Source organism: Natrinema hispanicum (genome assembly GCF_900111485.1).
Classification (GTDB): Archaea; Halobacteriota; Halobacteria; order Halobacteriales; family Natrialbaceae; genus Natrinema; species Natrinema hispanicum_A.
In genome coordinates this window covers 129924-156017 of the sequence record NZ_FOIC01000002.1, presented here as the reverse complement: position 1 = coordinate 156017, position 26094 = coordinate 129924, and the positions used below count along the sequence as shown (strand labels likewise).

28 protein-coding genes and 1 tRNA gene are annotated in these 26094 nt (G+C 63.3%); 20 read left to right on the top strand and 9 right to left on the bottom strand.

Annotation, left to right across the window (positions count from 1 at the left end; translation table 11 throughout):
* Positions 1-86 precede the first annotated feature (86 nt).
* The 5 genes from BSG09_RS02610 (at position 87) to BSG09_RS02590 (ending at position 4517) form a co-directional block, all read left to right on the top strand.
* A complete protein-coding gene (locus BSG09_RS02610; RefSeq protein WP_092929788.1) occupies positions 87-923 on the top strand; it encodes a lipoate--protein ligase family protein in 837 nt (278 codons plus the stop codon).
* A 68-nt stretch (positions 924-991) separates the two neighbouring features.
* The gene (locus BSG09_RS02605; protein ID WP_092930139.1) at positions 992-1864 is read left to right on the top strand and encodes a deoxyribonuclease IV; all 873 of its coding nucleotides are present in this window, start codon (positions 992-994) and stop codon (positions 1862-1864) included.
* Positions 1865-1912: 48 nt separating this feature from the next.
* The gene (locus tag BSG09_RS02600; RefSeq protein ID WP_092929786.1) at positions 1913-2710 is read left to right on the top strand and encodes a class I SAM-dependent methyltransferase; all 798 of its coding nucleotides are present in this window, start codon (positions 1913-1915) and stop codon (positions 2708-2710) included.
* A 51-nt stretch (positions 2711-2761) separates the two neighbouring features.
* Positions 2762-3736 carry an ABC transporter ATP-binding protein gene (locus tag BSG09_RS02595; protein WP_092929784.1) on the top strand — a complete coding sequence of 325 codons (975 nt, stop codon included), beginning with the start codon at positions 2762-2764 and terminating at the stop codon, positions 3734-3736.
* Complete coding sequence (locus BSG09_RS02590) at positions 3729-4517, top strand: ABC transporter permease subunit (protein ID WP_092929782.1); 789 nt, start codon at positions 3729-3731, stop codon at positions 4515-4517. The genes BSG09_RS02595 and BSG09_RS02590 overlap by 8 nt, the downstream gene beginning before the upstream one ends.
* Positions 4518-4544: 27 nt before the next feature.
* Here BSG09_RS02590 and BSG09_RS02585 read toward each other — a convergent pair whose 3' ends face one another.
* Positions 4545-5207, bottom strand: coding sequence for a helix-turn-helix domain-containing protein (locus BSG09_RS02585; RefSeq protein ID WP_092929780.1), 663 nt, complete (start codon positions 5205-5207; stop codon positions 4545-4547).
* A gap of 139 nt (positions 5208-5346) precedes the next feature.
* On the opposite strand from BSG09_RS02585, the gene BSG09_RS02580 reads away from it, so the two are divergent.
* The gene (locus tag BSG09_RS02580) at positions 5347-5715 is read left to right on the top strand and encodes a DUF7344 domain-containing protein (RefSeq protein WP_092929778.1); all 369 of its coding nucleotides are present in this window, start codon (positions 5347-5349) and stop codon (positions 5713-5715) included.
* Between the two features lie 92 nt (positions 5716-5807).
* Here BSG09_RS02580 and BSG09_RS02575 read toward each other — a convergent pair whose 3' ends face one another.
* Positions 5808-6491 carry a DUF7095 family protein gene (locus BSG09_RS02575; protein ID WP_092930136.1) on the bottom strand — a complete coding sequence of 228 codons (684 nt, stop codon included), beginning with the start codon at positions 6489-6491 and terminating at the stop codon, positions 5808-5810.
* Between the two features lie 196 nt (positions 6492-6687).
* Between BSG09_RS02575 and BSG09_RS02570 the strand changes: the two genes are divergently transcribed.
* The gene (locus BSG09_RS02570) at positions 6688-7407 is read left to right on the top strand and encodes an alpha/beta fold hydrolase (RefSeq protein ID WP_092929776.1); all 720 of its coding nucleotides are present in this window, start codon (positions 6688-6690) and stop codon (positions 7405-7407) included.
* A gap of 320 nt (positions 7408-7727) precedes the next feature.
* Positions 7728-8687: a tRNA 2-thiolation protein NcsA gene (gene ncsA / locus BSG09_RS02565; protein WP_092929774.1), complete on the top strand. Its 960-nt coding sequence runs from the start codon at positions 7728-7730 to the stop codon at positions 8685-8687.
* Between the two features lie 242 nt (positions 8688-8929).
* Here the strand turns inward: ncsA and ftsZ are convergent, their stop codons facing one another.
* The 3 genes from ftsZ to BSG09_RS02550 all read right to left on the bottom strand — a co-directional run bounded on the left by ftsZ (position 8930) and on the right by BSG09_RS02550 (position 11115).
* Positions 8930-10117 (bottom strand): cell division protein FtsZ, encoded by a 1188-nt coding sequence (gene ftsZ, locus BSG09_RS02560; RefSeq protein WP_092929772.1) that lies wholly within the window; start codon positions 10115-10117, stop codon positions 8930-8932.
* Between the two features lie 2 nt (positions 10118-10119).
* Positions 10120-10299: a ribbon-helix-helix domain-containing protein gene (locus BSG09_RS02555; protein WP_008011422.1), complete on the bottom strand. Its 180-nt coding sequence runs from the start codon at positions 10297-10299 to the stop codon at positions 10120-10122.
* Between the two features lie 195 nt (positions 10300-10494).
* Positions 10495-11115, bottom strand: a complete 621-nt coding sequence (locus BSG09_RS02550; RefSeq protein ID WP_092929770.1) for a double zinc ribbon domain-containing protein — start codon at positions 11113-11115, stop codon at positions 10495-10497.
* A gap of 132 nt (positions 11116-11247) precedes the next feature.
* On the opposite strand from BSG09_RS02550, the gene BSG09_RS02545 reads away from it, so the two are divergent.
* The 7 genes from BSG09_RS02545 to BSG09_RS02515 all read left to right on the top strand — a co-directional run bounded on the left by BSG09_RS02545 (position 11248) and on the right by BSG09_RS02515 (position 19179).
* Positions 11248-11321, top strand: a tRNA-Tyr gene (locus BSG09_RS02545).
* Positions 11322-11833: 512 nt separating this feature from the next.
* Positions 11834-12046, top strand: coding sequence for a heavy-metal-associated domain-containing protein (locus BSG09_RS02540; protein ID WP_092929768.1), 213 nt, complete (start codon positions 11834-11836; stop codon positions 12044-12046).
* Between the two features lie 501 nt (positions 12047-12547).
* Positions 12548-13306 carry an ABC transporter ATP-binding protein gene (locus BSG09_RS02535; RefSeq protein WP_092929766.1) on the top strand — a complete coding sequence of 253 codons (759 nt, stop codon included), beginning with the start codon at positions 12548-12550 and terminating at the stop codon, positions 13304-13306.
* Positions 13296-14552, top strand: a complete 1257-nt coding sequence (locus BSG09_RS02530) for an FtsX-like permease family protein (RefSeq protein ID WP_092929764.1) — start codon at positions 13296-13298, stop codon at positions 14550-14552. Before BSG09_RS02535 ends, BSG09_RS02530 begins: the two co-directional genes overlap by 11 nt.
* The gene (locus tag BSG09_RS02525) at positions 14549-15781 is read left to right on the top strand and encodes an ABC transporter permease (RefSeq protein WP_092929762.1); all 1233 of its coding nucleotides are present in this window, start codon (positions 14549-14551) and stop codon (positions 15779-15781) included. Before BSG09_RS02530 ends, BSG09_RS02525 begins: the two co-directional genes overlap by 4 nt.
* Before the next feature lie 127 nt (positions 15782-15908).
* Entirely contained in the window at positions 15909-16277 is a 369-nt protein-coding gene (locus tag BSG09_RS02520) for a hypothetical protein (RefSeq protein WP_092929760.1), read from the top strand.
* Positions 16278-16338: 61 nt separating this feature from the next.
* Positions 16339-19179, top strand: a complete 2841-nt coding sequence (locus BSG09_RS02515; RefSeq protein ID WP_092929758.1) for a DEAD/DEAH box helicase — start codon at positions 16339-16341, stop codon at positions 19177-19179.
* 46 nt (positions 19180-19225) lie between these two features.
* Here the strand turns inward: BSG09_RS02515 and BSG09_RS02510 are convergent, their stop codons facing one another.
* Positions 19226-20413, bottom strand: coding sequence for a polysaccharide deacetylase family protein (locus BSG09_RS02510; RefSeq protein ID WP_092929756.1), 1188 nt, complete (start codon positions 20411-20413; stop codon positions 19226-19228).
* Positions 20414-20787: 374 nt separating this feature from the next.
* Between BSG09_RS02510 and BSG09_RS02505 the strand changes: the two genes are divergently transcribed.
* Together BSG09_RS02505 and BSG09_RS02500 are read left to right on the top strand one after the other, a co-directional pair.
* Positions 20788-21501: a protein sorting system archaetidylserine decarboxylase gene (locus tag BSG09_RS02505; protein ID WP_092929754.1), complete on the top strand. Its 714-nt coding sequence runs from the start codon at positions 20788-20790 to the stop codon at positions 21499-21501.
* A gap of 177 nt (positions 21502-21678) precedes the next feature.
* On the top strand, positions 21679-21954 hold the full coding sequence (locus BSG09_RS02500) for a hypothetical protein (protein WP_092929752.1): 276 nt from the start codon (positions 21679-21681) through the stop codon (positions 21952-21954).
* A 139-nt stretch (positions 21955-22093) separates the two neighbouring features.
* Here the strand turns inward: BSG09_RS02500 and BSG09_RS02495 are convergent, their stop codons facing one another.
* Both BSG09_RS02495 and BSG09_RS02490 read right to left on the bottom strand, forming a co-directional pair.
* Entirely contained in the window at positions 22094-22993 is a 900-nt protein-coding gene (locus BSG09_RS02495) for a DMT family transporter (protein WP_092929750.1), read from the bottom strand.
* A gap of 158 nt (positions 22994-23151) precedes the next feature.
* On the bottom strand, positions 23152-23517 hold the full coding sequence (locus BSG09_RS02490; protein ID WP_092929748.1) for a DUF7344 domain-containing protein: 366 nt from the start codon (positions 23515-23517) through the stop codon (positions 23152-23154).
* Between the two features lie 357 nt (positions 23518-23874).
* Here BSG09_RS02490 and BSG09_RS02485 point away from each other — a divergent pair, with 357 nt between their 5' ends.
* The 3 genes from BSG09_RS02485 (at position 23875) to BSG09_RS02475 (ending at position 25463) form a co-directional block, all read left to right on the top strand.
* On the top strand, positions 23875-24519 hold the full coding sequence (locus BSG09_RS02485) for a ribonuclease H family protein (RefSeq protein WP_092929746.1): 645 nt from the start codon (positions 23875-23877) through the stop codon (positions 24517-24519).
* An 84-nt stretch (positions 24520-24603) separates the two neighbouring features.
* Complete coding sequence (locus BSG09_RS02480) at positions 24604-25062, top strand: DUF2240 family protein (protein ID WP_092930133.1); 459 nt, start codon at positions 24604-24606, stop codon at positions 25060-25062.
* 23 nt (positions 25063-25085) lie between these two features.
* A complete protein-coding gene (locus BSG09_RS02475) occupies positions 25086-25463 on the top strand; it encodes a hypothetical protein (protein WP_092929744.1) in 378 nt (125 codons plus the stop codon).
* 111 nt (positions 25464-25574) lie between these two features.
* Here the strand turns inward: BSG09_RS02475 and BSG09_RS02470 are convergent, their stop codons facing one another.
* Positions 25575-26075: a hypothetical protein gene (locus BSG09_RS02470; protein WP_175542126.1), complete on the bottom strand. Its 501-nt coding sequence runs from the start codon at positions 26073-26075 to the stop codon at positions 25575-25577.
* Between the last annotated feature and the right edge of the window lie 19 nt (positions 26076-26094).

Below are 26094 nucleotides of genomic sequence, written 5' to 3'. Positions count from 1 at the left end.
GTTCTACCCTATATGTATCACATATTGCTATACGAAAACTTCTGGCGGGCGGAATCGCTTTCCACATCGTCCCCATCTAGTCGGCTATGACGACGCTTGCCGATCGAGAGTGGCGGCTGATCCGGGACGAGCCCCGTACAGGCGCGACGCAGATGGCTCTCGAGGAGATCGCCGCGCGAACGGCACTCGAAGACGACCTGCGGACTGTCCGCGTCTATTCGTGGGAGCCAAGCACGCTTTCGCTGGGGTATCGACAGGACGCCGACACCGTCGACTGGGACTTTTGTGAACGCGAGGGTATCGACGTCACGCGTCGTCAGACCGGCGGCGGTGGGATCTACCACGACCGCTATGCCGACATCTCGTATACGATCGTTGCCCCCGCCGACGAGGTGCCGGGCGATCTGATGGACTGTTACGAACTGTTCTGTGAGCCGGTTCTCGAGGCGTTCGACCGGATGGGCGTCGACGCGGCCTTCGCATCGGTCGAACAGGCATCGATCTATCAGCCATCGTGTTATTTGCGCGATATCAATCCGGCACACGACATCGTGGCGTCGGCGGCTGCAGGCGCAGACGCCCAGAAGATCAGCGGGAACGCCCAGTACCGCCAGCGCGACGTCGTCATCCAGCACGGGTCGATCAGTTACGACCTCGAGCCCCGGGCCCACGTTGGCGTCTTCGATACCGATCTCGCGGAATCGACCTTTATCGATCGCGTGACGAGCATTCGTGACGAGACGGGAATCGACCGCGACGCAGCGGTCGATGCGGTCGCGGGAGCGCTGGGTGACTGGGCTGATGCCACCGACTCGACGTGGCGCGATGACGAGCTCGCAGCCGCTCGCGAACTGGCCGCCCGGAAGTTCGGCAGCGACGCGTGGGTTCGCAATCGCGAAGTGCTCGATCCCGGCGAGGGATGACATAGACCCGCCGTTCGACCCGCTCCGAAGTACCTATCACGGCCCGGTACTGACGGGAATCCATGACGATGAAGGTCGGCGCACACGTTTCGATCTCTGGTTCGCGTGTCTCCTCTGACGAGGAGACGCCGCCGTACGACGACGTCCGCAACGCCGTTTGCCGGCAAGTCAACTTCGGTGGGAACTGCGGCCAGATCTTTACGACGTCGCCGCAGGTCTGGGCCCAGCCCGAGATTTCTGACGAGGCCGCCGACGGCTTTCGTGAGGAAAGCGACGCGAAACTCGAGGGACCGTGGGTGATCCACTCCTCGTATCTGGTCAACCTCTGTACGCCAAAAGAAGATCTCCGCCGGAAGTCGATGGAGAGTATGCAGGCCGAACTCGACGCCGCCGACAAACTCGGCGTGCCGTACGTCAACGTCCACCTCGGCGCACACACGGGCGCGGGTGTCGAAGGTGGACTGGACAACGCTGCCGACGTCATCGACGATCTCGAGGTGCCCGAAGACGTGCAGATCCTGATCGAATCCGACGCGGGCAGCGGTACCAAACTCGGCGGCGAGTTCGACCATCTCGCGGGAATCATCGACCGCACCGAGACCGATATCGGCATCTGTATCGACACGGCCCACACGCTCGTCGCGGGCAACGACCTCACCACGCCCGAGGCCGTCGACGAGACCGTCGGCCGGTTTGACGACGTGGTCGGCCTGGAGTACCTCGAGTACATCCACCTCAACGACTCGAAACACGACGTGGGCACTCACAAGGACGAACATGCTCTCATCGGCGAGGGCTATATCGGCGAGGACGGTATGAAGGCGATCGTGAACCATCCTGAGTTGCGCGATCTGCCCTTCGCGCTCGAAACCCCAACCGAAGACGGCCGGGGCTTCGCGTGGAACATCCAGAAAGTCAAAGACCTGCGCGACGACGAGTAGGAAGACCGGATCGACTCGCTTTTACTCGAGACGGCGCTACCGTGGGCCGTGCGCGAGTTCTCCGAAGACTACCTCAGCCGGACCCGTGAAGGGATGTGGGACGATTCTCGCGATGCACTCGAGCCACTGAATCTCGACTCTCGCGACCGGATTCTGGACGTGGGCTGTGGAACTGGCGAGTTGAGCCGCATCCTCGCAGCGGAGTCGCCCGGCGAGGTGATCGGCTGTGACGCTGATCCCGAACTGCTCGCAGCCGCCGCCGAGTACCTCCCCGTCGCCGCCGGCGACGCCTACCAGTTACCGTTTCCCGACGGCGCATTCGATCTCGTCGTCTGTCAGGCCTTGCTGATCAACCTGCCCGAACCTGCAGCCGCGCTGACCGAGTTCGCCCGCGTCTCGACGGACCTCGTCGCGGCCGTCGAACCCGACAACGCTGCAGTCGAGGTCGACTCGAGCGTCGACGTCGAAGACGCCCTCGAGCGCTGCGCCCGGCGGGCCTATCTCGAGGGCGCACCTACGGACGTGGCACTCGGGGCCGACGCCAGTGAGGCGTTCGAGGACGCCGGTCTCGAGGTGCTCGCAACTCGGCGGTACGACCACGTGCGGACGGTCGAACCGCCATACAGCGACGCCGCGTTACGGGCCGCCCGCCGGAAAGCGACCGGCGATGGACTGGCTGATGACCGGACGACGATGCTGTCTGGATCGCTGACCGAACGCGAGTACGATGAGCTCCGAAGAGCGTGGCGCGAGATGGGACGAGACGTGATCGAACAGATGCAGACCCGCGAGTATCGCCGCGAGGAATCGGTGCCGTTTCACGTCACGGTTGGCCGCGTTCCGTAACGCAGTGAGAAGCGCCACTATTGTCTTGTAGTTCTCTCATCAAGTGGTCGTATGGCCGCGATCGAACTCGAGGGGTTGACGAAAGAGTACGGCGAGGTCCTCGCCAACGACGACGTCACGTTCGATGTCGAGCGCGGCGAGATTTTTGGCTATCTCGGCCCGAACGGGGCGGGGAAGACGACGACGATCCGGACGCTACTGGGCTTGCTGTCACCGACTGCTGGAACGGCGCGGGTGCTGGGGCAGGCGATCACCGACGAGGGACAACTGCTCGAGGCCAAGCGCCGACTTGGCTATCTCCCTGACAATCCGGCGTTCGACGAGACGGCAACCGGCCGAGAAGCCCTCGAGTTGCACGCCTCTATCAAAGGCGACGCGCGAAGCGAGGAGTTACTCGAGCTGTTCGATCCGCCACTCGACCGGGAGGTCCGGGAGTATTCGCGGGGCAACGTCCAGAAACTCGGCCTCGTCGCGACGTTTATGCACGATCCCGACCTGGTGATCTTGGACGAACCGACCAGCGGCCTCGATCCACTGTTACAACAGCGATTTAACGAGTTCGTCCGGGCCGAACGGGACCGAGGGCTGACGGTGTTTTTCTCCTCGCACATCTTGAGCGAGGTCCGAAAGCTGTGCGACCGCGTCGGTATCATCCGCGATGGCCGACTCGTTACGGTCGAGCCGGTCGAGTCGTTACTCGACAGAAGCGGCAAGTTCGTCCGTATCCATGCCGCCGAGTCCATCCCGAAACAGGCGTTCGAGATCGATGGCATCCACGGCCTCGAGGCCGACGCCAGCGCGGGGCCGAACGGCGGGACCGAGTACGTATTTACGTTTACTGGCGACGTCAACGACCTGCTTGAGCGGCTTCGCCAGTACCGACTTCTCGATCTGTCGCTCGAGGAAGCGCCGCTCGAGGAGGTTTTCATGCGGTTTTACGATGGCGAGGAAATGGATAATGACGCTGACAGCGACAGGGAAACTCGTGTAGTTGCCGGGGGCACAGGGGGTGACGACGATGTTTGAGCTGACACGCTACGACGCCCGCCATCGGGTTCGTGGCAGTCTCTATCTCTCGGTTGGCCTGTCCCTGCTCGCTGCGATGGTTATCTGGGTGTATCCATCGTTCAAGACCGAGATCGATCTGGATCAGCTCATCGCTGCGTATCCGGAGCCGATCGTGCAGGTGATGGGGGTCCAGACGATGGCGAGTCTTGGCGGCTTTCTCTCGTTCGAACTGTATACGTTCGGGTGGATCATCCTGCTTGGTCTGTATCTGGCCTACAGCACCGCGGGGACGATCGCCGACGACGTCGACCGTGGCCGGATGGACATGCTGTTGTCGCTGCCGATTTCCCGCCGCCGACTGCTCGGCGAGCGCTTTGCCGCGATGGCCGTCCCGATCGTTGGGGCGAACGTCCTGCCACCGATCGTCGTCTCCGTCGGCGCACACCTGATCGACGAACCGCTCGCCGCTACGGACGTCCTCGCGGTTCACCTGCTCTCGATTCCCTATCTGTTTGCCTGTGCGGGCATCGGGCTGCTCGCGTCAGTCGGCTTCGATCGGGCGGGGATCGCCCAGCGTGTCGCTCTCGGCGTCACGTTCGCGCTGTTTCTCTCGGAGTCGCTGTTGACCGGCACCGACGCCGAAGCGGTCGGCGCGATCGCGCCCATGCGCTACTACGATCCAAACGCGATCTTACTCGAGGGAACGTACAACGTCGCCGACGCGGGAATCCTCGTTGCGATGACCGTCGCCCTCTTCGTCGCTGCCCAGCTGTGGTTTACTCGCGTCGACATCGCGTGACCGCGAGTTCGGGCGGCCGATCACCGGTTACGTCGGTTGGTCGTCCGGGGACAGCGTGTTCTCGATGAGCGTTTTGCTCCCGCGACGGAACCGCTCCGACGCTGCGTTCGACGAGATATCGAACTGCGTTCCGAGCTCAGCAAGCGAACACGAGCGCGGAATGTCGAGATACCCCTCGTCGACGGCCGCAACGAGGATTTCGTGTTGTCGATCCGTCAGCCCGAATTGTGACTGCGAGCTGTGATTTGGGTTCCAGTCCTCGTACAGCTGCTTGAGCTCGACGTCGAAGTCACGGCCCGTAAAGAACGCATGGTACTGATCGAGCGTCTCTTCGTCCGGGAGCGCAGCGCGAATGTCCCATCCCTTCTCGGTCGCTGTCGCATCCTGTAAAATCGCTCCCGTCTCGACCACCGTTGGATAGACGCTAGCGCGACGTCCTTCGGGTGTTAACTCGAGTTGGTAGAGCCGTCGCTCGTCGAATTCGACCACCCGCGTCGGCGGCTTGACGGTTGGATCCGCCTCGAGCCCGGCTTCGAACGTACCGAACGCGGGACCGTCCGCCCAGACGAGCAGTTGCTGTGTCCCGTCTCCAATGAGATCCGATCGTTCCCACGTGATCTCTATATCGGGTGCGTGTGCGAGCGCCGTTCGTAGAATAGGATAGTCAATCCGGAATGTCGTGAGCAGCATATCAACGATTGGTGCCGATACGAACCCCGCTCCCTTGCCCGTTTCGGTACGGCCCTAATCAATAATCATTATGAATTACATAAATGCCGTGAATACTTACGCCACATACCTATCGGACAAACTAGTCCATTATCAGACAATGTCTAACCGGAACGCGGAGGGGAATCAGGGATCTAGCTCGATCGACGCGTGGTTCGACGTTTTGAACCATCCGCGTCGACGAGATCTCTGTCGGTATCTGATGTACACGGATGCAGACATCGTAACACACGAGGACCTCGTCGAGTTCATCATCGAGCACGACTCGAGTGTCGCCGATGAGGTATCCGTCCGGCAGGGCGTTGCGATGGAGCTGTGCCACGTTCACCTGCCAAAACTGGACGACCTCAGCCCCGTCGATTACGATCGAAAAGGGAAACGCGTATATATCGATTCTGCAGCGTTTGCGGCGCGGCTCGAGGATGTGCGATCGATGATCGAAGACATACTAGAGGAGCGGACTGACTGATACTGACCGCGTCATACGGTCTGCTGTACCGAGTGTCAGGCACACCCATGTCAGGGTGTGGTCGCACCGGCACTGACTGCTCGCAGTCTGTCTTAGACGACGTCCCCACGGACCGTCACGCCGTCCTGCCGATCACGCCAGGCATGAAGTTCCCGTGCAGCGGACGCGGCTTCGTCGCCGTCTAACCCGAGCATCTCGAGTGCGCGCGACAGCGCCGGCAACGCCAACTCGCCGTCGCGGAGTTTTCGGAACGCGTCGTTGCTTCTGGTCCCATTGGCCCAGAGACAGACCCCGCGGGGATCGAGCAACTGCGTGTAGTCCTCGCGCAGTTGTGCCCCGCGTAGCCGCTGGGTGACGTTATCCTCGAACGACGCGTTACAGACCTCGAAGTGGATCGGTTCGTCGTCCTCGAGGAGGTGGGCGGCGAGACATTTCTCGGGAGCGGCGTGGCCGTTGGCGTTGGCCCGGAGATACTGGGGGTGCTCGCGAGCCCAGTCGGCCCGGACGGTCTTGCCGACGCCCGCGATGCCATGTGAGTCGCGAAACTGGCTGTCCGGGTCCGCGTTGTCAGGGCTGGCGGTCGCCCGCTCGCTGTCGTCGCGCATGAGGATGTCCTTCGTGATGTAGACGTCCAGTCGCTCGACGGGATCGAGCCCTAGCGCCACGTCGCCGACAGCCCACACCTCGCGAACGGGGACCGGCAGCCGCTCGTCTTCGACGGTGTCGACCAGTCGCTCGAGGCGGTTGACTGCCATGTCCCGGGCGAATCCACTCATCATGCGGTGGTGGGCGCTCGAGTCGCAAAACGGTTTCCCGTCTGTCGACATCGTGCCCGAGCGCGGGCTATCAGTGGCGACGGAGCATCGTGTCGTCGTGGCCGAGGACCGCCCAGCTTTCGTCCCAGCGTCGCCTCGCCGGCAGCCATCGTGTCACGCATGCAGATTTTTATCGCCGTCCGATGTACGGACCCGTATGCGACACCGGATCTTCAACGACGACGGCGACGAGGACCTTGTCTTCGTTATGGGCTGGGGCAACCGCTGGACCCACGAAAACGTCAGCTGGCTTCTTGGCCAGCTGACCGAGGCCGGCTATCGTGTCCACGCGTTCGAACTCCCGACGGACATCGACGACTTCAAAGCCGACTGGCTCGAGCCGGTCGCCGAGTACGTCCGCGACCTCGAGACGTACCAGTTGCTCGGCCACAGCGCGGGTGCGCTGATCGCACAGGCGCTCGATGGCGCGGACAACCACGTCTATCTGAGCCCGTGGTGGGGCTACGGTGACGCCTTCCCGGAACCGGTGCTCGAGGCGGTTTCGCTGGTCCCAACCGCGTTCCCGTGTCTGCCCGTCACCGAACTGGACCGGGAGGCGATGGGCGAACGGGCGACCGACCACCAGCTCGCGACGCTTCCCTCGTGGGTTTCGCCGGCGTTCGTCCGGGAAACCCGCCGCGCACAGCGGGAGTTGTTGACGATCGACCACGATGCCGTCGTCTTCTGCTCGCTTCGTGATCCCGTCATCGACCTGCGCCCGATCGGCGAGCGCGTCCCCGCCGATCACGTCGTCCTCTACGATGGCGGCCACGAGCTGTTCTCCGCTGGGGTCCGCGATCGATACGTCGACCTCGTACTCAGCGCGCTCAAGGAGGGGTCCAACGCCGTCGAGGAGCGATCGACGGTCCCGGCTTGAAAGCACACGACCGAGTTCGGCAAGCCCGATCAGAGCGCGTCGACTAGCGCACGTAGTTGTGTCCGCCTGTTCACCAGTGTCGCGCGGCGTCCAGCTTCATTGGGGTAAGCGAGCCAGCCAACGCCGCCATCGAACCTGTCGATCAGCCGGTAGGACGTCGGCTGCGACCTGTCATACATCGCCATGTGCTGTTGTCGTCCTCGCTGTCGAAACTCGTTTTTATTGTCATATCTGGCCCCGACGCGGTTGGCTCGAGGGGCTGCTGTGGGGATGCCCAGGAGACGAAACGGACATACGCGTCCGACGGCAACGCTTTCGCGATGGACTGCAATCGGTGTGAGGAGGAGGCGATCATGCACGCCGCCTACTCGGGGGCACACCTCTGTGCGGATCACTTCCGTGAGTCGGTCGAAAAACGGGTCCGTCGACGAGTCCGACGAGACGATCTCGTTCCACACGACGTGACGCCCGAGAACCCACAGACGTGGGTGATCGGCCTCTCCGGGGGCAAAGACAGCGTCGTTCTCACGAAGATTCTCCACGACACCTTCGCCGCGGATCCTCGCATCGAACTCGTCGGGTTGACGATCCACGAGGGAATCGAGGGCTACCGCGATAAGAGCCTCGAGGCCTGTGTGGACCTCACCGACGACCTTGGCATCCGCCACGAAGTCGTCAGCTACGAGGAGGAGTTCGGCGTCCGGATGGACGACGTCGTCGAGGACGACCCCGAAAACATGGCCGCCTGTGCCTACTGTGGCGTCTTTCGGCGCGATCTCCTCTCGAAATACGCCGACGAACTCGAGGCGGATCTTCTACTGACAGGCCACAATCTCGATGACGAGGCCCAGTCGGCGCTGATGAACTTCCTCGAGGGCGACGTCGAACAGATGGCGAAACACTTCGACGCCAGCCTCGGGCCGCTCTCCGAACGGGACGAACAAGACGAGTTCGTCCCGCGTGCGAAGCCGCTGCGCGACGTTCCCGAAAAAGAAGTCGCCCTCTACGCCCACGTCAACGACTTGCCGGCCCACATCACGGAGTGTCCTCACTCGAGTGAGGCCTATCGCGGCGAGATCCAGCAACTCCTCTACGGGCTCGAGGAGAACCACCCCGGCACGCGTCACTCGATTCTCTCGGGGTACGAAGAACTGGCAGGCATCCTCTCTGATGAATTCAGCGGCGACGACGGGGCCGACCTCCAGGAGTGTGTCGAGTGTGGCTCGACGACCACCCGCGAAGTCTGTCGGAAGTGCTCGTTGCTCGAGTCACTCGTCTGATTCGTCGGCTCGAGGCGGACGAACTGTCTGACACACTGCGTTCGTCCTCCCGTTTCTGTAGACCGCATGGATGACTCACGCCTGTATACGTTCGTAAACAGGCGTCTTGACCGGTCGCGAAGACGAGTTCACTATTGGTTTGACTGCCGGTCGGAATCGGTGATACCGAGACGGTGGTCTGAGTCCTGATCGCTGACCACGTAAAAAGCGGAACCGGTGGTGTGTCAGGTACCGCGTGGAGGTTACCGGATGACGTCGACGCCGTTCTGTCGCTCGAGCTCGTTTCGGCCACCGTCGCTGTGTGCGCCGCGTCGGGAGCCGCCGTCTTCGATGTGATTGCTCGCGTCGAAGTCCGTATCGCTCACGTCTTCGATGCTCGCACGGGACTTGTCGGCCTGTTTCTGGGTCGTCGGGCCGAGCACCTGTGCGCTCTGGACGCCGGTCATGATCGCCATGACGCGAACTTTGCCCTTGTAGTTGTCCTGGATGCGGGCTCCCCAGATGACGTTCGCGCTGGCCTCGAGGCGTTCGGTGATGTTGTCGGCGATGCCCTCGGCCTCTTTGAGCGTGAGGTCGGGGCCGCCGGTAATGTGGACGAGTCCGCCGGACGCGCCGCGGTAGTCGACGTCCAACAGCGGGTGGTTCATCGCGTCCTTGACGACTTCGTCGGTCTTGTTCTTGTCCTGGGTCTCGCCGACGAGCATCACCGCGACGCCGCCCTGATTCATGATCGTGGACATGTCGGCGTAGTCCAGGTTGATCAGCGAGGGCTGGGTGATGGTCTCCGAGATGCCTTTGACGGTCTCGGCGATGATCTGGTCCATCACCGAGAACGCCTTCCCGATCGGCAGATTCGGGACGTAATCGAGCAGCCGGTTGTTGTCGAGGACGATGATCGAGTCGGCCTGCTCACGCAGTTTCTCTAAGCCCTCCTCGGCTTTGACCGTACGGGCGCGCTCGACGTTAAACGGTGTCGAGACCATGCCGACGACGATCGCACCCTGCTCTTTGGCGATCTTCGAGACGACGGGGGCAGCACCCGTGCCGGTGCCACCACCCATCCCAGCGGTCACGAACACGAGGTCCGCGTCGCCGAGAACCTCTTTGACCGTGCTCTGGGCCATCTCAGTCGCGCGCTCGCCCATCGATGGGTCGCCGCCAGCGCCGAGCCCGTTCGTGAGCGACTTGCCGACGAGGATCTTCGTGTCGGCCTCGATCATCTTGAGGTGCTGTTTGTCCGTGTTGATCGCGACCGTGTCGGCACCGTCGACGCCGATGTTGTACAGTCGGTTGATGGTGTTATTACCGGCACCGCCACAACCAACGATCACGATTCGGGGGTCCCCGAACTCGTCACCGTCCATCGAGGCGTCCATCTCTCGGGCCTCTTCTTCTGCGTTCTCTAAGGCGTCTTGGACGATATCCTGCATCGTTACACCTTCGCCCAGTTGCGTTTGCCGGACTGCTCAGTTGGGCCGTCCGCCTGTTCGTTGATCATCTCACGGACGGCCGACCGGATCGCTTCGCTCCGGTTCGGGAACTCGCCCGAGTCGACCAATTGCTCTACTTCCTCGATCTGCTGCTTTGGGATTCGCAGTGTCACACGCTCCATGGTTGTATTCCCCGTTGGGTAAGACGGTGGCGCGCCCCTGTCAGACGCGGCGTGTCTTACGTCCAAACCGCCCGTAGTCGGGCGATTTTCCGTCTTGTCGACGGCTGTAAGACAATCCGTCTTACGCGAATAAGTCGATGTTTGTCTTGGACAATAAAGTTTTCGCTGGTCGTGATTTTCAGCGTCTTACACTGATCAGTATTGCGTACTGTCCGACTCGAGAACGTCCGCTGCGGGCGTCCGACGCCCGCAGCTGGGACAGAACGACCAGTCGGATCGAATCTCATCGCCACACTCACAGAACAATCGCCGCGACGCCTTTTCGCCGCAGTTGGGGCAGTAGACGTGGTCGCCCTCGAGAGGGTTGCCACACTGGCTGCACTGCACGTCGTCGTCCTGTGGCTGGGACGCTGTCGGTTCGTGTGACTGTGCCGGTCGCTGCTCGTCATCCGCTGTCTCACGCGCCCGGGTGACGTCAACCGCGTCCAGTTCGTCCGCCGCGTCTGTCGAACCGTCAAGCGAGATCGAGATGGTGACATCGTGTGGCGATGTCGATCCGCGCGCTCGTGTGCTCGCGCGACTGAGCCCCACCTCTCGCAATCGCGCATCGAGTCGCTCGTCGACGCGATCGCGCACGAGATCGTCGATCGCACCCGCGTGTGTCCGTTCCGTATCGGAGCGTGCATCGTTGCTCCGAGTCACCTCGTCCTCGAGATATGCGCGAAGCGCCTCCCGCATGGCTTCGCTTTTCGAGGCCTCGAGCGCCTCGAGTTGCGCGACGAGGTCGTCGTCGGCACGGAACGTGATCTTGCTCATCGGTGAATTGCTCTCGTCTTATCACGCCATCTATATCAATCATGGTGCTACTGACGGAATCTGATATGTTCTCACCGTCTCGAATAATAACCCTTATGTGCACTACGGCGGCTACGTTTGAGTGCGAAGTGCCCGCCCTTAGCTCAGACTGGTAGAGCAGTCGACTGTAGATCGACTTGTCCCCCGTTCAAATCGGGGAGGGCGGACTTCATTTCTTGTCGAAGTGCAGCAGACACCGAATAGCCCGCCGTCTTGCGATTTTACCCCGCTCGAGACGGCCAAGAAGTTGGAGTGGACCAAGAGTCTTGTTGGAGGGCTGTGCCTGCTGGCGATTTCCATAGCGGAGACCTGAAACGTGCATCGTCGCTGTCCGTACTGCCGTGACCGTATGACAGGAAGCTATCGACCGGCGGACGCCCCCGCCGCGTTTGTGAGAGACTCACACGATCTGGTGATGTTCTCAACCAAACGAGCACCGTGTGAACTCCCCCGGCCTACTTGCCGCCGTTGGCAGCTCCTTGAGGGCGGGGGCTTGGCACCCTCACCGCTATACCGATATAACCCACTGGTCGCAAGCTCGTTGCCGTCCACGAGGGAAGACGCTTTAACGAGAGTGGTGTGTGAATACGTCGGCTCGTCGGCGGCAGGTTGGCCGATCGTGTTGCATATTCGTCATATGATAGCTTTATATCAGTGCTTGGCGTGTATTCCTGCGATCATGGCAACAGCAAAAGTCCACCAGATACAGGTATCTGACATGATGTGCAACGGCTGTGAAGACACGATACAGCACGAACTGCGCCACGCCGACGGCGTCACGCGCGTCAGCGCAAACCACATCGAGGGAACGGTCGAAATTGAGGGTGACGATCGTCTCGACCTCCCGAAACTCGTCGACACAATCAACGACCTCGGGTTCACCGCTACGTAATCGCACACGGTCACTCTCGTTTTTTCGGTCGGTGCTGTGATACGGACTCCTATCAGTCAGTGCCGGTGGGACCGCAACCCGCACTGCGATCACATCGGGACATCGGTACAGCAGACCGTATGACAGGAGTTCGTCTCAGGCCGTCTGGCGTTGGCCGGTTCACTTGCGGTAACTAGGAGTCGCGGTTGATGTCCTCACCCCGTTCTGAACGCAGGGCTCGAGTACGGTTCGGGTGCGCGAATCGATCACAATTCCGTGACTTACTATCGTGCCAACCTGTACGTGCCCGTTTCAGTCACCGGTCAGCCGACAAGCCGTCCCTACCGCTCGGCTGTCGCTCGAGCCCCGCGACAGCCACACGACTGGCCTGACAGTCGTTGAACGCCGTCTATTGTGTCCAGTTGTCTGTCTGCAACCGCGAGTAACAGCCGTCTTGCGTGGGTAAACGGGGTCGAAACAATGAGTCGGTGTGCCGTTGGCCTGTCGTGAGACCCCGTGAGGATGTTCAACCGATCAGCGCAGGATTCGCGGTCGTCGGCAATCGAAGCGGACAGCCGCGAATCGACGACGGCCGTTCGCCTCGAGGGTGTCACCCACCAGTACGGATCGGGTGGCGGTCGGCTTCGCTCGAGTGACGAGCGAACGGTGACCGCACTCCGGGACGTGTCGTTCGACGTGCCGATGGGGTCCATCCTCGGGCTCGAGGGACCAAGCGGGAGTGGGAAATCGACGATACTACACGCGGTCGCCGGGCTGTTGGTCCCGACCGACGGCAACGTACTGCTGTGCGGGACCGATCTCACGGCGCTGTCCGACGCGGAGCGAACCCGGATGCGGCGGCGTCACATCGGGATCGTCTTCCAGCGGTTCCATCTCCTGCCGTCGCTGTCGGCCCGCGCAAACGTCGCGTTGCCGCTCGTACAGGCGGGTATCTCACGATCCGATCGGCGAGCGCGTGCGACGGCGCTGCTCGAGGCAGTCGGACTGGGCGATCGTAGCACGCACTTGCCCGGCGAACTCAGCGGCGGTGAGCGCCAGCGCGTCGCGATCGCACGGGCGCTGTCGACGGATCCGGACGTGATCGTCGCCGACGAGCCGACGGGCGAGCTCGACACGGCGACCGGGGCGGACGTCCTCGAACTGTTGACTGATATCGGCCGCGATCGGGCGGTGGTGGTCGCCTCGCACGACGCGACCACGCTGTCGGTCGCCGATCGCGTCATCACGCTTCGTGACGGTCAGGTGGACGATGTCCGATGAGACCGACGACCTGCCCGAAGGCCTCGAGACGCGGCGACACAGGCGGTGGACTGGACTGTTCTCTCTGACGGTCTCGCGGTGGTGGCAGCGAGCGACGGGAACGACGGCGGGTCGGATCGTTTCGACTGTCGCCGCCGTCGCGCTGACGATCGCGTTCCTGTTAGTCGTGACGGGGATCGCGCTGTCGCTGGCCGATGGCGGCGTGACGACGACGGACGACGCGACTGTCCACATTACGCCGGAAGCACAGCAGACGTTGTCGTCCGTCGACGGGGTCGAGGGACCACGGCTCGGAGCGACCAACGAGCGAGCCAGCACGATCCGCGCACATGACGGCGTCGCACACGCCTCGCCGGTGCTAATCGAGGCGGGCCGCCTCGAGGCAGGCGGCGACCCACAGACCGTTCAACTCGTCGGTGTCGTTCCGGACGGCGAGTCGCGGACCGTTGCGGGGCTGCCGACAGATGCCCTCGAGGACGGTGATCCCCACTATGCGAACGGCTCGTATGACGGCCCACGAACTGGCGGGATCGTGCTCTCTCGGACCGCTGCTGACCGGCTCGGTGCCTCCGCTAGTGACGACCTGACCGTTTCGACCTCGCCGAGACGCGCGACCAACTTTTCAGTGACTGCGGTCTCCGAGACCGACGCCGGTGCGCCGGTCGCGCTCGTCCACGCCAGCGAACTGCAGTCGTTGTCCGGGGCTGCCGACGGCGAACTCGCCGACCGGATGGTGATCTGGGGCGAACCCGACGCCGCGCGGTCGGCTGCTGCCGATGCGTACCCGGACGCGTCGGTCGCGGTCACCGACACGGCCGATCCCACCGCACTGTTCGATGACGGGCTGGCGTTTGCGACCAGCGTGATCGCGCTGGTGGTCGGCGTGACGATCTGTGCGTCGTTCGTCGCGACGACGATGGGGATGACGGTCGATGAGGACCGGCGTACCCTCGCCGTCCTCGAGTCGGTCGGCGTCCCCGCGCGGGGCCGGCTCGCCGTCATCGCGATTTCGACCGGGATCACGACGCTCGTCGGGTCGGTCGTAGGCGTCGGACTCGGCGCGGCGGGGATCGCCGGCGTCAACGCGGTCGCCAGCGCGACCGTCGCGCCCGGGGCGGTCGCACAGTTCCATCCGCTGTTCGTCCCCTACGGGATCGCCGTCGCCGTGCTGGCTGGCATCGTTGCCGTCCCCTACCCGCTTGCGGTGGCCGCACGAACGTCCGTGCTGGCGGAGGTGGGCCGATGAGCGTGAGGCGTGCAGTCGTTCGGCTGCGAGCCGTCGTCGGATTGGCACTCGCACAGCTCCGACGCTCGCCCGGACGGACCGCGCTGACCGTGCTCGCGGTCACGCTGGCGGTACTCTCGGTGACAGTGCTTGCGAGCCTCGGTGTGGGCGTCGTCGAGAAAGGCGAACAGGGGCTGGACAACGCCGATCGAGACATCTGGATCTCGCGATCACCCGTCGATCCAGCAGCCAGCGGGACGGAGAACCCAATCGTCGGCGCACACGGCGTCGCGGCCGACCTCACCGCACGAGATGACATCTCCTCTGCCTCTCCGATCGCGATGTACGACGTCTACGTGGGCTCGAGTCCGTCCGACCTCGAGCGCCGGCCTGCGGTTGGTGTCCCCGAGACTCACGACAGATTTGACTTCCAGGCCGGGCATGGATTCGATCTCACCGAAGGAGCTGCTACCAGTCCGCCGCCCGACGATCCCCAGCGTCGCGAACTCGTGCTCGATCCGCGGGTCGCCGACGCGCTCGGTGTCGGAGTCGGCGACACGGTCTACATCGGGACGAGCCGGCAGACTGCGACAGCAAACGAGTTCACTGTCATCGGTATCTCCGACTACTACTCGCAGTATATGGGCTCGCCGACGCTGACGGTCCCGCTTGGCGATCTGCAGGCCGTCGCCGGGACGTCGGGCACCGACCGGGCGACGTTCGTCACTGCCGATGTGGCCGACGACGCCGATCACGACGCTGTCGCGGCCGATATCGGTGAGGAGTATCCCGAGTACGACGTTCGGACCAGCGACAGCCAGGTACAGTCGATGCTCGGGGAACGCACGGCCGTCCTCGCAAGCGGCGCGACGCTGGTCGGCTTGGCCGTCCTCGGTGGCATCATCCTGACCGCGAATCTGTTCGCACTCGTGGCCCACCAGCAACGCGCGGAACTCGCGGCGTTGCGGGCAGTCGGCCTCTCGCGTGGCCTACTCGCTGGCACGATCGGCACACAGGGGCTCGTCATCGGCCTGCTCGGTGGCGTCCTTGCTGTCGCGGCGACGCCACTGGCCGTGATCGGCTTGAACCGGTTCTCAGCGTCGGTGTTCGGGTTCGAGCGTCTCCTGCGGACGCCACCCGAAATCTACGCCGGTGGGTTCGCGCTCGCGCTCGTCGCCGGCACCATCGTCGCGCTCGTCGCCGGCTGGCGGGCCGGCCGCTACGCCCGGATCGACCATCTCGAGGCCTGATATCACTGGTCAGAACCCGTGTCCGACTGACGACACGAGCGTGAGCGAGACGTCCCGATCGTACCGGCCGCCGGTGCTGGCTTTTGCACCCCGAACCGACTTGCCAGCCGAAGTCGTACGGAGCATGATGCGACTTCGACCACCTGCTCGTAAGCGACCGGATCCTGCCGAGACGGGGCCGCCGGCCGATACATCGTCAATACGCCCGCTCGTCAGGCACCTTCTCGCTGCTGCCGGCATACTCGTGTTCACCTACGTCGTGTCGCGCGCACTCGGCTGGCGGGAGGACGTACTCAATGAGCCGGAGACGCGTGTCGGCTACACCGATGACCGCTTGGATGCGGAAATCGCCGAGCGTGCCGAACCCGACATTCAGGACGAACCAGCCGAGCCAGGCGAGATGGCGGTTGACGAGGACATCGCGGCGGATCTCGTCGACGATATCGATACCGCGACGGAATCGGACGGCGAAGCTGACGCCGACTCCGAGGAGTGAGCCCCCTTCGAGTTCACCGGAAACGTGGTACTTATCCGCCGGTCGTCCCTACCGTGGCTCCATGACTGACGGGGACGTCGCGGCGTTTACCCACCTCGGCGCGACGGTTCGCGGGGCGCTCTCCGAACGCGGCTTCTCCCAGCCGACAGCACCGCAGCGGCTAGCGATCCCGCCGCTTGCGGCCGGCGAGAACACGCTCGTGATCGCACCCACCGGGAGCGGCAAAACCGAGACGGCGATGTTACCCGTTTTCGATCATCTGGTCGCCGGTGAAGGGGCCCCCGAGGGCTTCGGCGCGCTCTATATCACGCCGCTGCGGGCGCTCAACCGCGATATGCGTGAACGTCTCGAGTGGTGGGGCGACTATCTCGACCTCGCTGTCGACGTTCGCCACGGCGATACGACCCAGTACCAGCGGGGCAAACAGGCAGAGAACCCGCCGGACGTACTGATCACGACTCCCGAGACCGTTCAGGCGATGCTTACCGGCGAGCGTCTGCGCGAGGCTCTAGCGGACCTCTCCCACGTCGTGATCGACGAGGTTCACGAACTCGCCGCCTCGAAACGAGGGGCACAGCTTTCGATCGCCCTCGAGCGGCTTCGGGACCTCGCGGGGCCGTTCCAGCGGATCGGGCTTTCGGCGACCGTCGGCGACCCCACGGAAGTCGGCCAGTTTTTGACTGGCGGCCGCCCTTGCGAGATTCGCGAGATCGACGTGGGGAGTAATGTCGACGTAACGGTTCGTGAGCCCGAGATTACTGAGGCAGACGAGCGGTTAGCAGGGGAGCTCATGACCGAACCCGACACGGCCAGTCACGTCCGGCTGATCCGTGACCTCGTCGCCGACCACGAGTCAACACTGATCTTCGTCAACACGCGCCAGACCGCGGAGGCGCTCGGCTCGCGATTCAAAGAACTCGAGTTGCCGATCGGCGTCCACCACGGCTCGCTCTCGAAGGAGGCTCGGATCGATGTCGAGGACCGGTTCAAGGCTGGCGAGCTCGACGGCCTGTTGTGTACGTCCTCGATGGAATTGGGTATCGACGTGGGGCAGGTCGACCACGTAATCCAGTACAAAAGTCCCCGACAGGTCACGCGGCTGCTCCAGCGAATCGGCCGCGCGGGTCACCGGCAAGATGCAGTCTCGAGCGGGACGATCGTTACGACCCGCCCCGACGATACGTTCGAGGCGCTGTCGATTGCCCGCCGTGCCCGCGACGGCGAGGTCGAACCGGCGGCGATCCACGAGGGGAGTCTGGACGTCGTCGCGAATCAGTTGCCCGCGATCGTCCAGAGTCGCGGCGATACGCCGGTTGATGACGCTGTTCAGACTGTCACGCGGGCGTATCCGTTTCGGACGGTTTCCGAAGCGACGATCCGCGAGATCATCTCAGAACTGGACCGGAATCGAATCCTGTGGTTCGACGAGGGCGAGGACCGGATCGAGACCACCGGCGGCACCTGGCAGTACGTCTACGCCAATCTCTCGATGATCCCCGACGAGGAGACCTACGAAGTCCACGACATCGCTTCAGGGGGCCAGATCGGAACCTTAGACGAGCGGTTCGTCGTCAACTTCGCCCAACCCGGCGAGGTGTTCATCCAGCGCGGCGAGATGTGGCGGATCGCCGAGATCGACGACGAGGAGGCTCGGGTCAAAGTTAGCCCGATCGAAGATCCTGCCGGCGAGGTGCCGTCGTGGATCGGCCAAGAGATTCCCGTCCCCGCCGCGGTCGCCGGCGAGGTCGGCGAGATTCGAGCCGTCGCCGAGCCACAACTCGAGGACGGCGCTGACGCCGCGGCAGTCGGCCGTGAACTCGCCGGCCGGTATCCGGCCGACGAGTACACGCTCACCGAGGCCTGCATGCAACTCGAGCGGCAGGTCGAGAGCGAGTCGCCGATGCCGACGGCCGATCGGCTCGTTCTCGAGCGTCAGGGACGGACAGTCGTCCTCAACGTGCCCTTCGGCCACATGGCAAACGAGACGCTCGGCCGGCTGCTTTCGGCGCTGTTGGGCCAGCAGGCCGGCTCCTCGGTCGGCCTCGAGACCGACCCTTACCGGATCGAACTCGAGGTGCCGACGTCGATCGCGACCAGCGACGTACTCGCGGTGTTAGAGGAGACCGATCCCGACCACGTCGAGGCAATCGTCGAACTCGGGCTCAAACGATCTGATGCGCTTGCCTTCCGGCTCGCACAGGTCTCGGCGAAGTTCGGCGCACTCAAACGCTGGCAGAATACGGGATCGGGTCGCATCTCCAACGATCGGTTACTGGCAGCGCTCGAGGACACCCCGATGTACGAGGAGGCGATCCGGGAGGTGTTCCACGAGGATTTGGACGTCGACCGCGCGAGTGCAGTGCTCGAGACGATTCAATCGGGTGAGCTCGAGGTGGTGACTCACCGCGGCCGCACGCCGGTCGGACAGGGTGGCCGGTCGTCGGGTGGCAAGGAACTGCTCGCACCCGAGAACGCCGACGCGAGCGTCATCGAGACGGTCAAAGAGCGGATCCAGGACGATCGCGTCATCCTGCTGTGTACCCACTGTACGGAGTGGAAGGTGAAGACGAAGGTCAAGCGGGTCGCCGACCAGCCCGACTGTCCCGCGTGTGGCTCGACCCGGATCGCGTCGCTGAACCCGTGGGCCGACGAGGTCGTCCAGGCAGTTCGAGCCCAGGAGAAAGACGACGAGCAACAGAACATGACCGAGCGTGCGTTTCGGGCTGCGAGCCTCGTCCAGAGCCACGGTAAACAGGCCGTGATCGCGATGGCTGCCCGCGGCGTCGGCCCACATAACGCCGCCCAGATTATCAACAAGCTTCGCGAGGACGAGGCCGAGTTCTACCGCGATATCCTCTCGAAAGAACGGGAGTACGCTCGGACTCAGTCGTTCTGGGACTAATACTGCCGACTGGAACGGCTGCCCACGCTGCCGGCACGAGCATCGCTCATTGGACAACGAACGAGTCTTCCATCTCCGTGGGAGTGATCACCTCGAGATCGCCAGCGGATTCTAATTCGTTTACGTAGCTGACTGTTTCTCGGAGCACCGACTGGGAACTCCCGTCGAGTCGGGTGAAGGTCAGCGACGTGATGCCGCCTAGCTGGGCGGTGAGATCGAGCGCCGTCCGCGCCTCTTCGGCACTGAGACCGGTCACCCGCGAGCAAAGCTGTGGATTCATCGCGGCACCTTGCGATGGGTAGCGCCCGGCGAACGCGAGGCTGTGGTTTTCCGAGACGGCCTCGAGGACCGCCCCGTTGTACTGACCGACTGGGTAGGAGAAGTAGCGTGCACCCTCCTCGTAGCCGTTGTCCTCGAGCCACGCTTTCGCATCGCTAACCTCCGTTGCCGGGTCACGACCCGAGAGGGTGGTGAGATTCTGGCCGTGCATCGAATGGCTCCCGATCGTCCAGCCGGCGTCGGACAGCTCTGCGAGCTGGTCGGTGAGGAGATGTTCGCCCGTCGCGCTTTCGTCCTCGCGAACCCGACTTGGGACGATAAACGCCACCCCAGGATAATCGTACTCGTCGAGAATCGGGAATCCGTGCGTGTAGATGGACTCATGGCCGCCATCGAAGTGTATCATGACCTTGCCGACGTCCGGTGTCGGGGCGAATCGGAGGTCGTCGATCCAGACCGACCCCTTGTCGTCGTCGGCAGTCCAGCGGATGATCTGAACCTGGGTGATCGCGCTCAGATCGGGCTCGCCGTCGACAGTGTCGACGCCGAAATTATTGTGGACGAGCGGCGTATCGCTGTGCATTCGCTGCCTGAAGACCATCCGATTCTCGTCCTCGTCGAGCAACTGGATGACCATGTCGGCCTCGTGTTCCGTGGCCATCGCCATGGTCGGCCGCACGCCCGTGAAATCCCGTGGCTCGTCCAGTTCTCGGACGATCCGGAACTGGTTGTCGGACCCTGACTCGAGCCGTGCGGACTGCGAGCCGGCGTATGAACGCTCTTGATCGGCCGTGAGCGTCCCGAGTGGGACGTCCCACGCGTCCAAGTTTTCGAAGTCGTCGAACAGTTGGGCCGTCGGCTGGTCAGAGTCGGGGCTGTCGTCCGATTCTTCGGACGTCGAACAGCCGGCAAGAGCAGCTACGAGAGCGGCGCTGAGATACGTTCGTCGTTTCATTGCTGGCGACCGCTTGCGCCACGGTGCGGTATATTGTTATTCTCGGTTGTCAACGACATATTATACGTCATAGCGTCGGGAAAACCTGGGTGAGAGATCGGGAGACTCCCTGAATGCCGGGAACGAACCGAACCCGGTTCTCGGACGCCGTTGTCCGACATAGCCCTCGAATACGCAGTTTACAGGGCCGCCGTATCAGTCGCCAAGTTCGGACTGGCTGCGAGCAACGAAACCCCAATCTCGTAATCCACGCCGTACAATCGCTGTAGGTCTGGACTGTTGTGTCCCGTGAGCGTCGGTGTGACCGCTCGAGATCTGCCGAGACGGGGTATCGATCCGTAACGGCCATACGGGTCGCTCTCGTCGGCTCCGATATGAAATTCGCGCCGGGGGCCTGGAAGTATGCTATCGTGCCCCTGCTTGCTGCGCCGTTTGCGCTCCTCTATAGCGTCACTGTCGGACTCGTCGCGTTTGCGCTTGGCGCGGGGACGCTCGCGTTCTTTCGCGATCCGGAGCGCACGCCACCGCCGACCGGTGTCGTCTCGCCGGCTGACGGAACCGTTTCCGTCCTCCGTGAGGAAGGCGATCGGGTCCGACTGGGCGTTTTCATGAACGTCTGGCACGTCCACGTCGTTCGCGCGCCGTTCGCGGGCCACGTCACCGACGTCGAGCACGTTCCCGGCGCGAACCGACCCGCGTTCTCGAAAGAATCCGATCGTAACGAACGCGTCCACGTCCGTCTGGCGTCGGACTCCCCGAACCTCCCCTCGGAACCTGACGAGGCAGCGACGACCGGAGACGACACTGTAACGGCGACCGACGGACCGGGCCACGATGCTGAGGTCACACTGATCGCCGGCGCGTTCGCCCGTCGTATCCATCCCTACGCCGACCCCGGCGACGACGTCGCACGCGGGGACCGCATCGGCCACATCGCCTTTGGCAGCCGCGTCGACCTGCTCTTTCCGCCAACGGTCGACCGTGAGGACATCGCCGTCGACGTCGGGGACTCGATGACCGCCGGAGAAACCGTCGTGCTCGAGTCGTCACCCCACCCGCTGGCCGATCGGTCCGGCCATGGATCATGATATCGTCGTCCACGCTCCCGTCTTCATCCGAGATCCGCTATTCCGGCTGTCAGCCGACTGTTTCGGTCGATAAACGACTCGTTCAGTGTGGCTGATTCCGGTGAATCCGCCGTAACCGATCGAAACTGTCGAGTCGCTATTTGCTCCGAGCGGACAAACGAGATACCATCGAGACCGATGGCCAGTCCACCGTCTCTCTCTGACCAACCGTCCGCTGGCTCGAGTTCGACGACAGAGTCCTCTGACGACGCTCATGGCGTCCTCGGGCGAGTAACGCCGGGACTCGTCACCTCGATCCGCGCTGTCGGGTTCTGGACAGCCATCGCCATGCCGTTTCTCTATTTGCCCCTGCTCGCAACTGGATTGTCGTCTTCGTTCGACGGCATCCTGTTCGTCTGTCTGCTCGTCGGGAACCTCCTCGCGTTGTACGTCGGCCATCCCCATCACCAGTAGGCCCGCGTCAGACCGTCTTCGGCAGCAGTTGTAAACGTGCGACGCTGAGTTATACGGACTCCTGTCGGTCAGTGCCGGCCGGCCGCGACCCGCACTGCGGTCCCACCGGGAACTCGGTACGGCAGCCCGGATACAGCTCCTAGAGGAGTTCCCGACGAATCGCCCGTCGCTTGACGAGGACGAAGCCGAACGCGATGAGCCCGAAGCCGACAAGCGTCACGGTCTCGATGGCTTCGTCGAGATAGAGCCAGCCAACGATGGCGGTCACGATCGGAGCCACGTACGAGACCATATTAATCTCGACAGCGCCCAGTCGCTCGAGCAGGTCGAAGTAGATGAGAAAGCCGACCGCGCTCGCGCCGAGTGCGAGCGCTGCGAGCGCACCGATCGCCTCCGGATGGATCCATGTGGCCGGCTCGAGCGGTTCGCCGATCGCCAGGCTCACGAGATGGAGAACGACTGCGCCCCCGAGCATCGACCAGGCTTCCATCGTCTCGATCGGCAGTGCGGTCTCGAGACGGCGGGTGAGGACGCTGCCGAGTGCGAACGCCGCTGCCGCACAGAAGACGAGCCCTTTCGACACGGCGTCGGCTGCGAGCAGATTCGACGGGTCCGGCTGGACGATCACCGCGACGCCGACGAGTCCGACGAGGACGCCGACCACGCCGGCTGGCGAGAGCGCGTCGGTTGGAACGAGCAGCCGCGCGAAGCCAGTACTCAATACCGGTGAGAGACTCACCAGAATGGCTGCAGTGGCTGCCGGCGTGCGCTGCTGGCCGACGAACAGGAACGCATGATAGGCTGCGATCAACAGGACGGCACCGACGGCGACCTGTCCCCACTCGGCTCGGTCACGAGGCCGCCACGGCTCGACGGCCACCGCTGCATAGCCAAGCATCACGACACCAGCGATATCGTAGCGAAACGCCGCAAACAGAAGCGGCGGAAAATACGAAAGCCCTGCACTGATCGCGACGAACGCACCGCCCCACAGCGTCGCGAGCGTCGCGAATAGCCCGAGATTCCGATACCGGTTCACAGCGGCTCTCTCGGGTGAGCCACCCTTTGCATTTCGATTCGGACCACCCGGACCACGACTCGAGCGTGAAACTACTCTGTCAGCGTGCGGTAGAGTGCGCCACGGCAGTCACCACTGCAGCACTGCAGTTCCGTCGGTGGCAGACTGTGCCCTGCCGCTTAGAGTGGCGGCCGCCCGCGGAGCTCGGGTTCGTCCTCCGTCGTCCGGAACTGCTCGAGTAAGGGTTTGATGTCGTCGAACCCCTCCGCCAGGACGATGTCGCCGCTGCGGAGGTCATACTCGATGATATCGTAATCCGCGAGCCGCGGCAGGTGGTTGTGGACGAGGCTGACGTAGACGCGCTGTCGGGTCTCCTTGTCGAGTGCGTGGGCGCTGACATCCAGTTCCCAGGCGGCGATCTGGTCGACGAGGTCCTCTAAGTTAGCGGTCCGGTTGTCCGCTAACTCATAGAGGAGAAACCGCCGCTCGGATTCGGCAAGCAGGGCACAGGCCGCTTCCATCCGACTGGCGTTCGTCTGGCTCATACATCGACCATGCACCGAGTGGTATTACACCTACTGCCAACACAGATTGGGTCTCACCCGATCGACGATAGCAACCGAATTCGAGAGCTGTCGAATCCGGCCGGTTTACTGCCTACCACTGCCAACTTCACCGCTCTCGTTGGCGCAGACGACTGTTCACGTCGGGAGTGTGCACAACTTGCGTGGCACTGACGATCACTGCAGATCGAGTATACGATGGCGCTGTGACCGGTATTCGAGCCGGTTTGGGTGGGACGACTGCCCGTTCCGGAGTCGACTATGGGTCTCCCGAGACGTACTGTGTCATATGTTATCTCAGACGACATACCTAAGTGGTGGACCGACATACTCGGTTGTATGGCCGCTCACGGCCGGTCCGCACTGCGGGACCTGTTCGACGAGTCGCCCACACCCCACATTGCCCATCCCCCTCGGACCCACCATCGTGATTTCTACGTCGCTACCGACGGGTCCTTCCGGGAGTCGGGCGGTGGGCTGGGTGCTGTTATCGAAACGCGCGACGGCACCCGCGTCGCACGCGTCGCGACGACGGACACGCCGCCGGACAACAACGTCGCCGAGTATCGGGCGCTCCATCTCGGGCTGGACGTCCTCGCCGCGCGAGCACCACGAGACGCCGCCGTCGGCGTTCTCATCGACCACGACGCGCTCGCCAGCAACGTCAACAACGCCATCCTTGCGACCCAACACCCCGACGGAAAATCACCCCGCCCGATCTCCGTCCCGGCCGCGACCCGGTATCACTGGCGAGGCATTCAGGCCCGTCTCTGCGGGTTCGACGAGGTCCGGGCCGCTCGCATCGACAGCGATCAAAACCCCGCCCACCCGCTTGCGAACGCGCCCGAGCAGTACCGACACGTCAACCGGAAACCCGACCGGTGTGTCCTCCCCGAGACGCCGGAGCCGACTGCTTCCACCGAGTTCCCACCGCCGTCTCGTGCCGACCGCAACGGCGGTAGCGGCGGTCGTGCCTCGGACTAAGCCCGAGACGGAAATCGTGTGACCGGCGACGAAGGCCGGCCCGAACCGTCATCGTTTTCTCACCGCTCGAGCAATCCCTCGCCGATGAGTCTCCGCGTCGCGGTCGCCGCCCCGTTCATCCAGCACGGCACGCGTCGCCTCAAGGAAAACGAGTTCGTCGTCGCCCTCTCGCTCGACCGTGACTGGTTCTCTCCCGATCAATCGAAGCGACTGATCGACGTCGCTACGAAAGAGGGGCTACTCGAGCGAACCGACGACGGGCTCGCAGTGACCTTCGATCCAGCCGCGGTGACGGTGCCCGAGGAGTTCACGCCCGACGAGGACCTCCTCCGGGAGCGATCTGCGTTCGAACGCGTCCTCGACTCGCTGGTCGCCGAAGGGATGGAAAAACACGAGGCCGTCGGCGCGATCAACACGCTTCAGGGGGAACTCGGCCTGACGATCGAGGCCGCCGCGGTGGTCTACGCCCGCCGCGAAGGCTTCGCGGTCGACGACCTCGTCCCGATCGCCCGTGAAGCCGTCCGCGACACCGAAGACAGTTAGTCCCGACGGCCTGAGCCACGCGTATGGTTGAGGATCGGATCACCGACGGCCGACGGATCGCCGAACTGCTCTCGAGCGAACTCGACGGCCGCGAGGACGGCGACCTCGCAGCCGTTGCCGTGACGAACGCCGACCGCGATGTCGAGCCGACAGCCGAAGGTGCGCGTGCCTACGACGTCGCCTGCCACGACGAGCGAATCGCCTGCGTGTTCGTCCACGAGGACAGAGCACACCTCGAGTTCGAAACGGGCCAAGATGTTGCAGCCGATGCCGCGTCGGACGCCGACCTCCGGGCACGACCGAAGGCGACGACACCACCCCGAACGCTCGTCTTCGTCGAGAGCGGCGCGGAAGTCAAGCGAGCGACGGACGTCGTCCAGGCTGTGAGTCGGTCGCTCTGAGGGCGCTGACGGATAGAATCGGGTCGCCCAGCAGAACGCAGCGGCGTGCGTATCACCGTGGCATGAATTTCATCGAATCAGTCAGTACGGGTTTCCGCCGTTGTATCCCGTTCACGCACGCTCCCAGGCGCAGTGCGTTGTCCACTGTTCTTGGAACCCATCCACGATCGTCACATGAGCTCGCTGCCCTTCGCGTTCGCAGGTGATGACGTCACTGCCGATGATCGATTCATCGTCGTTCCCCTCGACGACGTATCCCCACGTGTTACCCGGCTCCCACGTTTCAACTGTGGTCGTCGTGTTACTGGTGGGACGAACTGTAAGGTGGCGACTGCGCACTTCGTCTCCGGCGAGTGTTACGTTGTAATACGTGGCACCGCTCTGTAAGTCAGCAAGTCCGATGTCTCTGCGGTCACCAGCCTCTGTTGTTGCTCGGAACGTCACGTCGGTCGGGGAGTCTGCGTTCGGGGCTGTAAAGACCGTGAGCTGATACCGTGTTTTGTCCTGATTTTCGACTGTCAGCCTCGGGGGTTCGTCGGGTGAGAGAACAGTCCATCCAACGAGGATGGTGGAGAGAACGACGAGGATGAGAAGGGATACGCGGGGACGCAACATTGGTTGAGTAGTTCAT

Bases quoted from the DNA above. Each gene is read 5' to 3' on its own strand.
- BSG09_RS02535 (WP_092929766.1), top strand. From the start codon at position 12,548: ATGTTCAACCGATCAGCGCAGGATTCGCGGTCGTCGGCAATCGAAGCG.
- BSG09_RS02490 (WP_092929748.1), bottom strand. From the start codon at position 23,517: ATGAGCCAGACGAACGCCAGTCGGATGGAAGCGGCCTGTGCCCTGCTT.
- BSG09_RS02510 (WP_092929756.1), bottom strand. From the start codon at position 20,413: ATGAAACGACGAACGTATCTCAGCGCCGCTCTCGTAGCTGCTCTTGCC.
- BSG09_RS02475 (WP_092929744.1), top strand. From the start codon at position 25,086: ATGGTTGAGGATCGGATCACCGACGGCCGACGGATCGCCGAACTGCTC.
- BSG09_RS02575 (WP_092930136.1), bottom strand. From the start codon at position 6,491: ATGAGTGGATTCGCCCGGGACATGGCAGTCAACCGCCTCGAGCGACTG.
- BSG09_RS02525 (WP_092929762.1), top strand. From the start codon at position 14,549: ATGAGCGTGAGGCGTGCAGTCGTTCGGCTGCGAGCCGTCGTCGGATTG.
- BSG09_RS02485 (WP_092929746.1), top strand. From the start codon at position 23,875: ATGGCCGCTCACGGCCGGTCCGCACTGCGGGACCTGTTCGACGAGTCG.
- ncsA (WP_092929774.1), top strand. From the start codon at position 7,728: ATGGACTGCAATCGGTGTGAGGAGGAGGCGATCATGCACGCCGCCTAC.
- BSG09_RS02550 (WP_092929770.1), bottom strand. From the start codon at position 11,115: ATGAGCAAGATCACGTTCCGTGCCGACGACGACCTCGTCGCGCAACTC.
- BSG09_RS02610 (WP_092929788.1), top strand. From the start codon at position 87: ATGACGACGCTTGCCGATCGAGAGTGGCGGCTGATCCGGGACGAGCCC.
- ftsZ (WP_092929772.1), bottom strand. From the start codon at position 10,117: ATGCAGGATATCGTCCAAGACGCCTTAGAGAACGCAGAAGAAGAGGCC.
- BSG09_RS02555 (WP_008011422.1), bottom strand. From the start codon at position 10,299: ATGGAGCGTGTGACACTGCGAATCCCAAAGCAGCAGATCGAGGAAGTA.
- BSG09_RS02480 (WP_092930133.1), top strand. From the start codon at position 24,604: ATGAGTCTCCGCGTCGCGGTCGCCGCCCCGTTCATCCAGCACGGCACG.
- BSG09_RS02570 (WP_092929776.1), top strand. From the start codon at position 6,688: ATGCGACACCGGATCTTCAACGACGACGGCGACGAGGACCTTGTCTTC.
- BSG09_RS02520 (WP_092929760.1), top strand. From the start codon at position 15,909: ATGCGACTTCGACCACCTGCTCGTAAGCGACCGGATCCTGCCGAGACG.
- BSG09_RS02505 (WP_092929754.1), top strand. From the start codon at position 20,788: ATGAAATTCGCGCCGGGGGCCTGGAAGTATGCTATCGTGCCCCTGCTT.
- BSG09_RS02530 (WP_092929764.1), top strand. From the start codon at position 13,296: ATGTCCGATGAGACCGACGACCTGCCCGAAGGCCTCGAGACGCGGCGA.
- BSG09_RS02580 (WP_092929778.1), top strand. From the start codon at position 5,347: ATGTCTAACCGGAACGCGGAGGGGAATCAGGGATCTAGCTCGATCGAC.
- BSG09_RS02595 (WP_092929784.1), top strand. From the start codon at position 2,762: ATGGCCGCGATCGAACTCGAGGGGTTGACGAAAGAGTACGGCGAGGTC.
- BSG09_RS02605 (WP_092930139.1), top strand. From the start codon at position 992: ATGAAGGTCGGCGCACACGTTTCGATCTCTGGTTCGCGTGTCTCCTCT.
- BSG09_RS02515 (WP_092929758.1), top strand. From the start codon at position 16,339: ATGACTGACGGGGACGTCGCGGCGTTTACCCACCTCGGCGCGACGGTT.
- BSG09_RS02500 (WP_092929752.1), top strand. From the start codon at position 21,679: ATGGCCAGTCCACCGTCTCTCTCTGACCAACCGTCCGCTGGCTCGAGT.
- BSG09_RS02590 (WP_092929782.1), top strand. From the start codon at position 3,729: ATGTTTGAGCTGACACGCTACGACGCCCGCCATCGGGTTCGTGGCAGT.
- BSG09_RS02585 (WP_092929780.1), bottom strand. From the start codon at position 5,207: ATGCTGCTCACGACATTCCGGATTGACTATCCTATTCTACGAACGGCG.
- BSG09_RS02540 (WP_092929768.1), top strand. From the start codon at position 11,834: ATGGCAACAGCAAAAGTCCACCAGATACAGGTATCTGACATGATGTGC.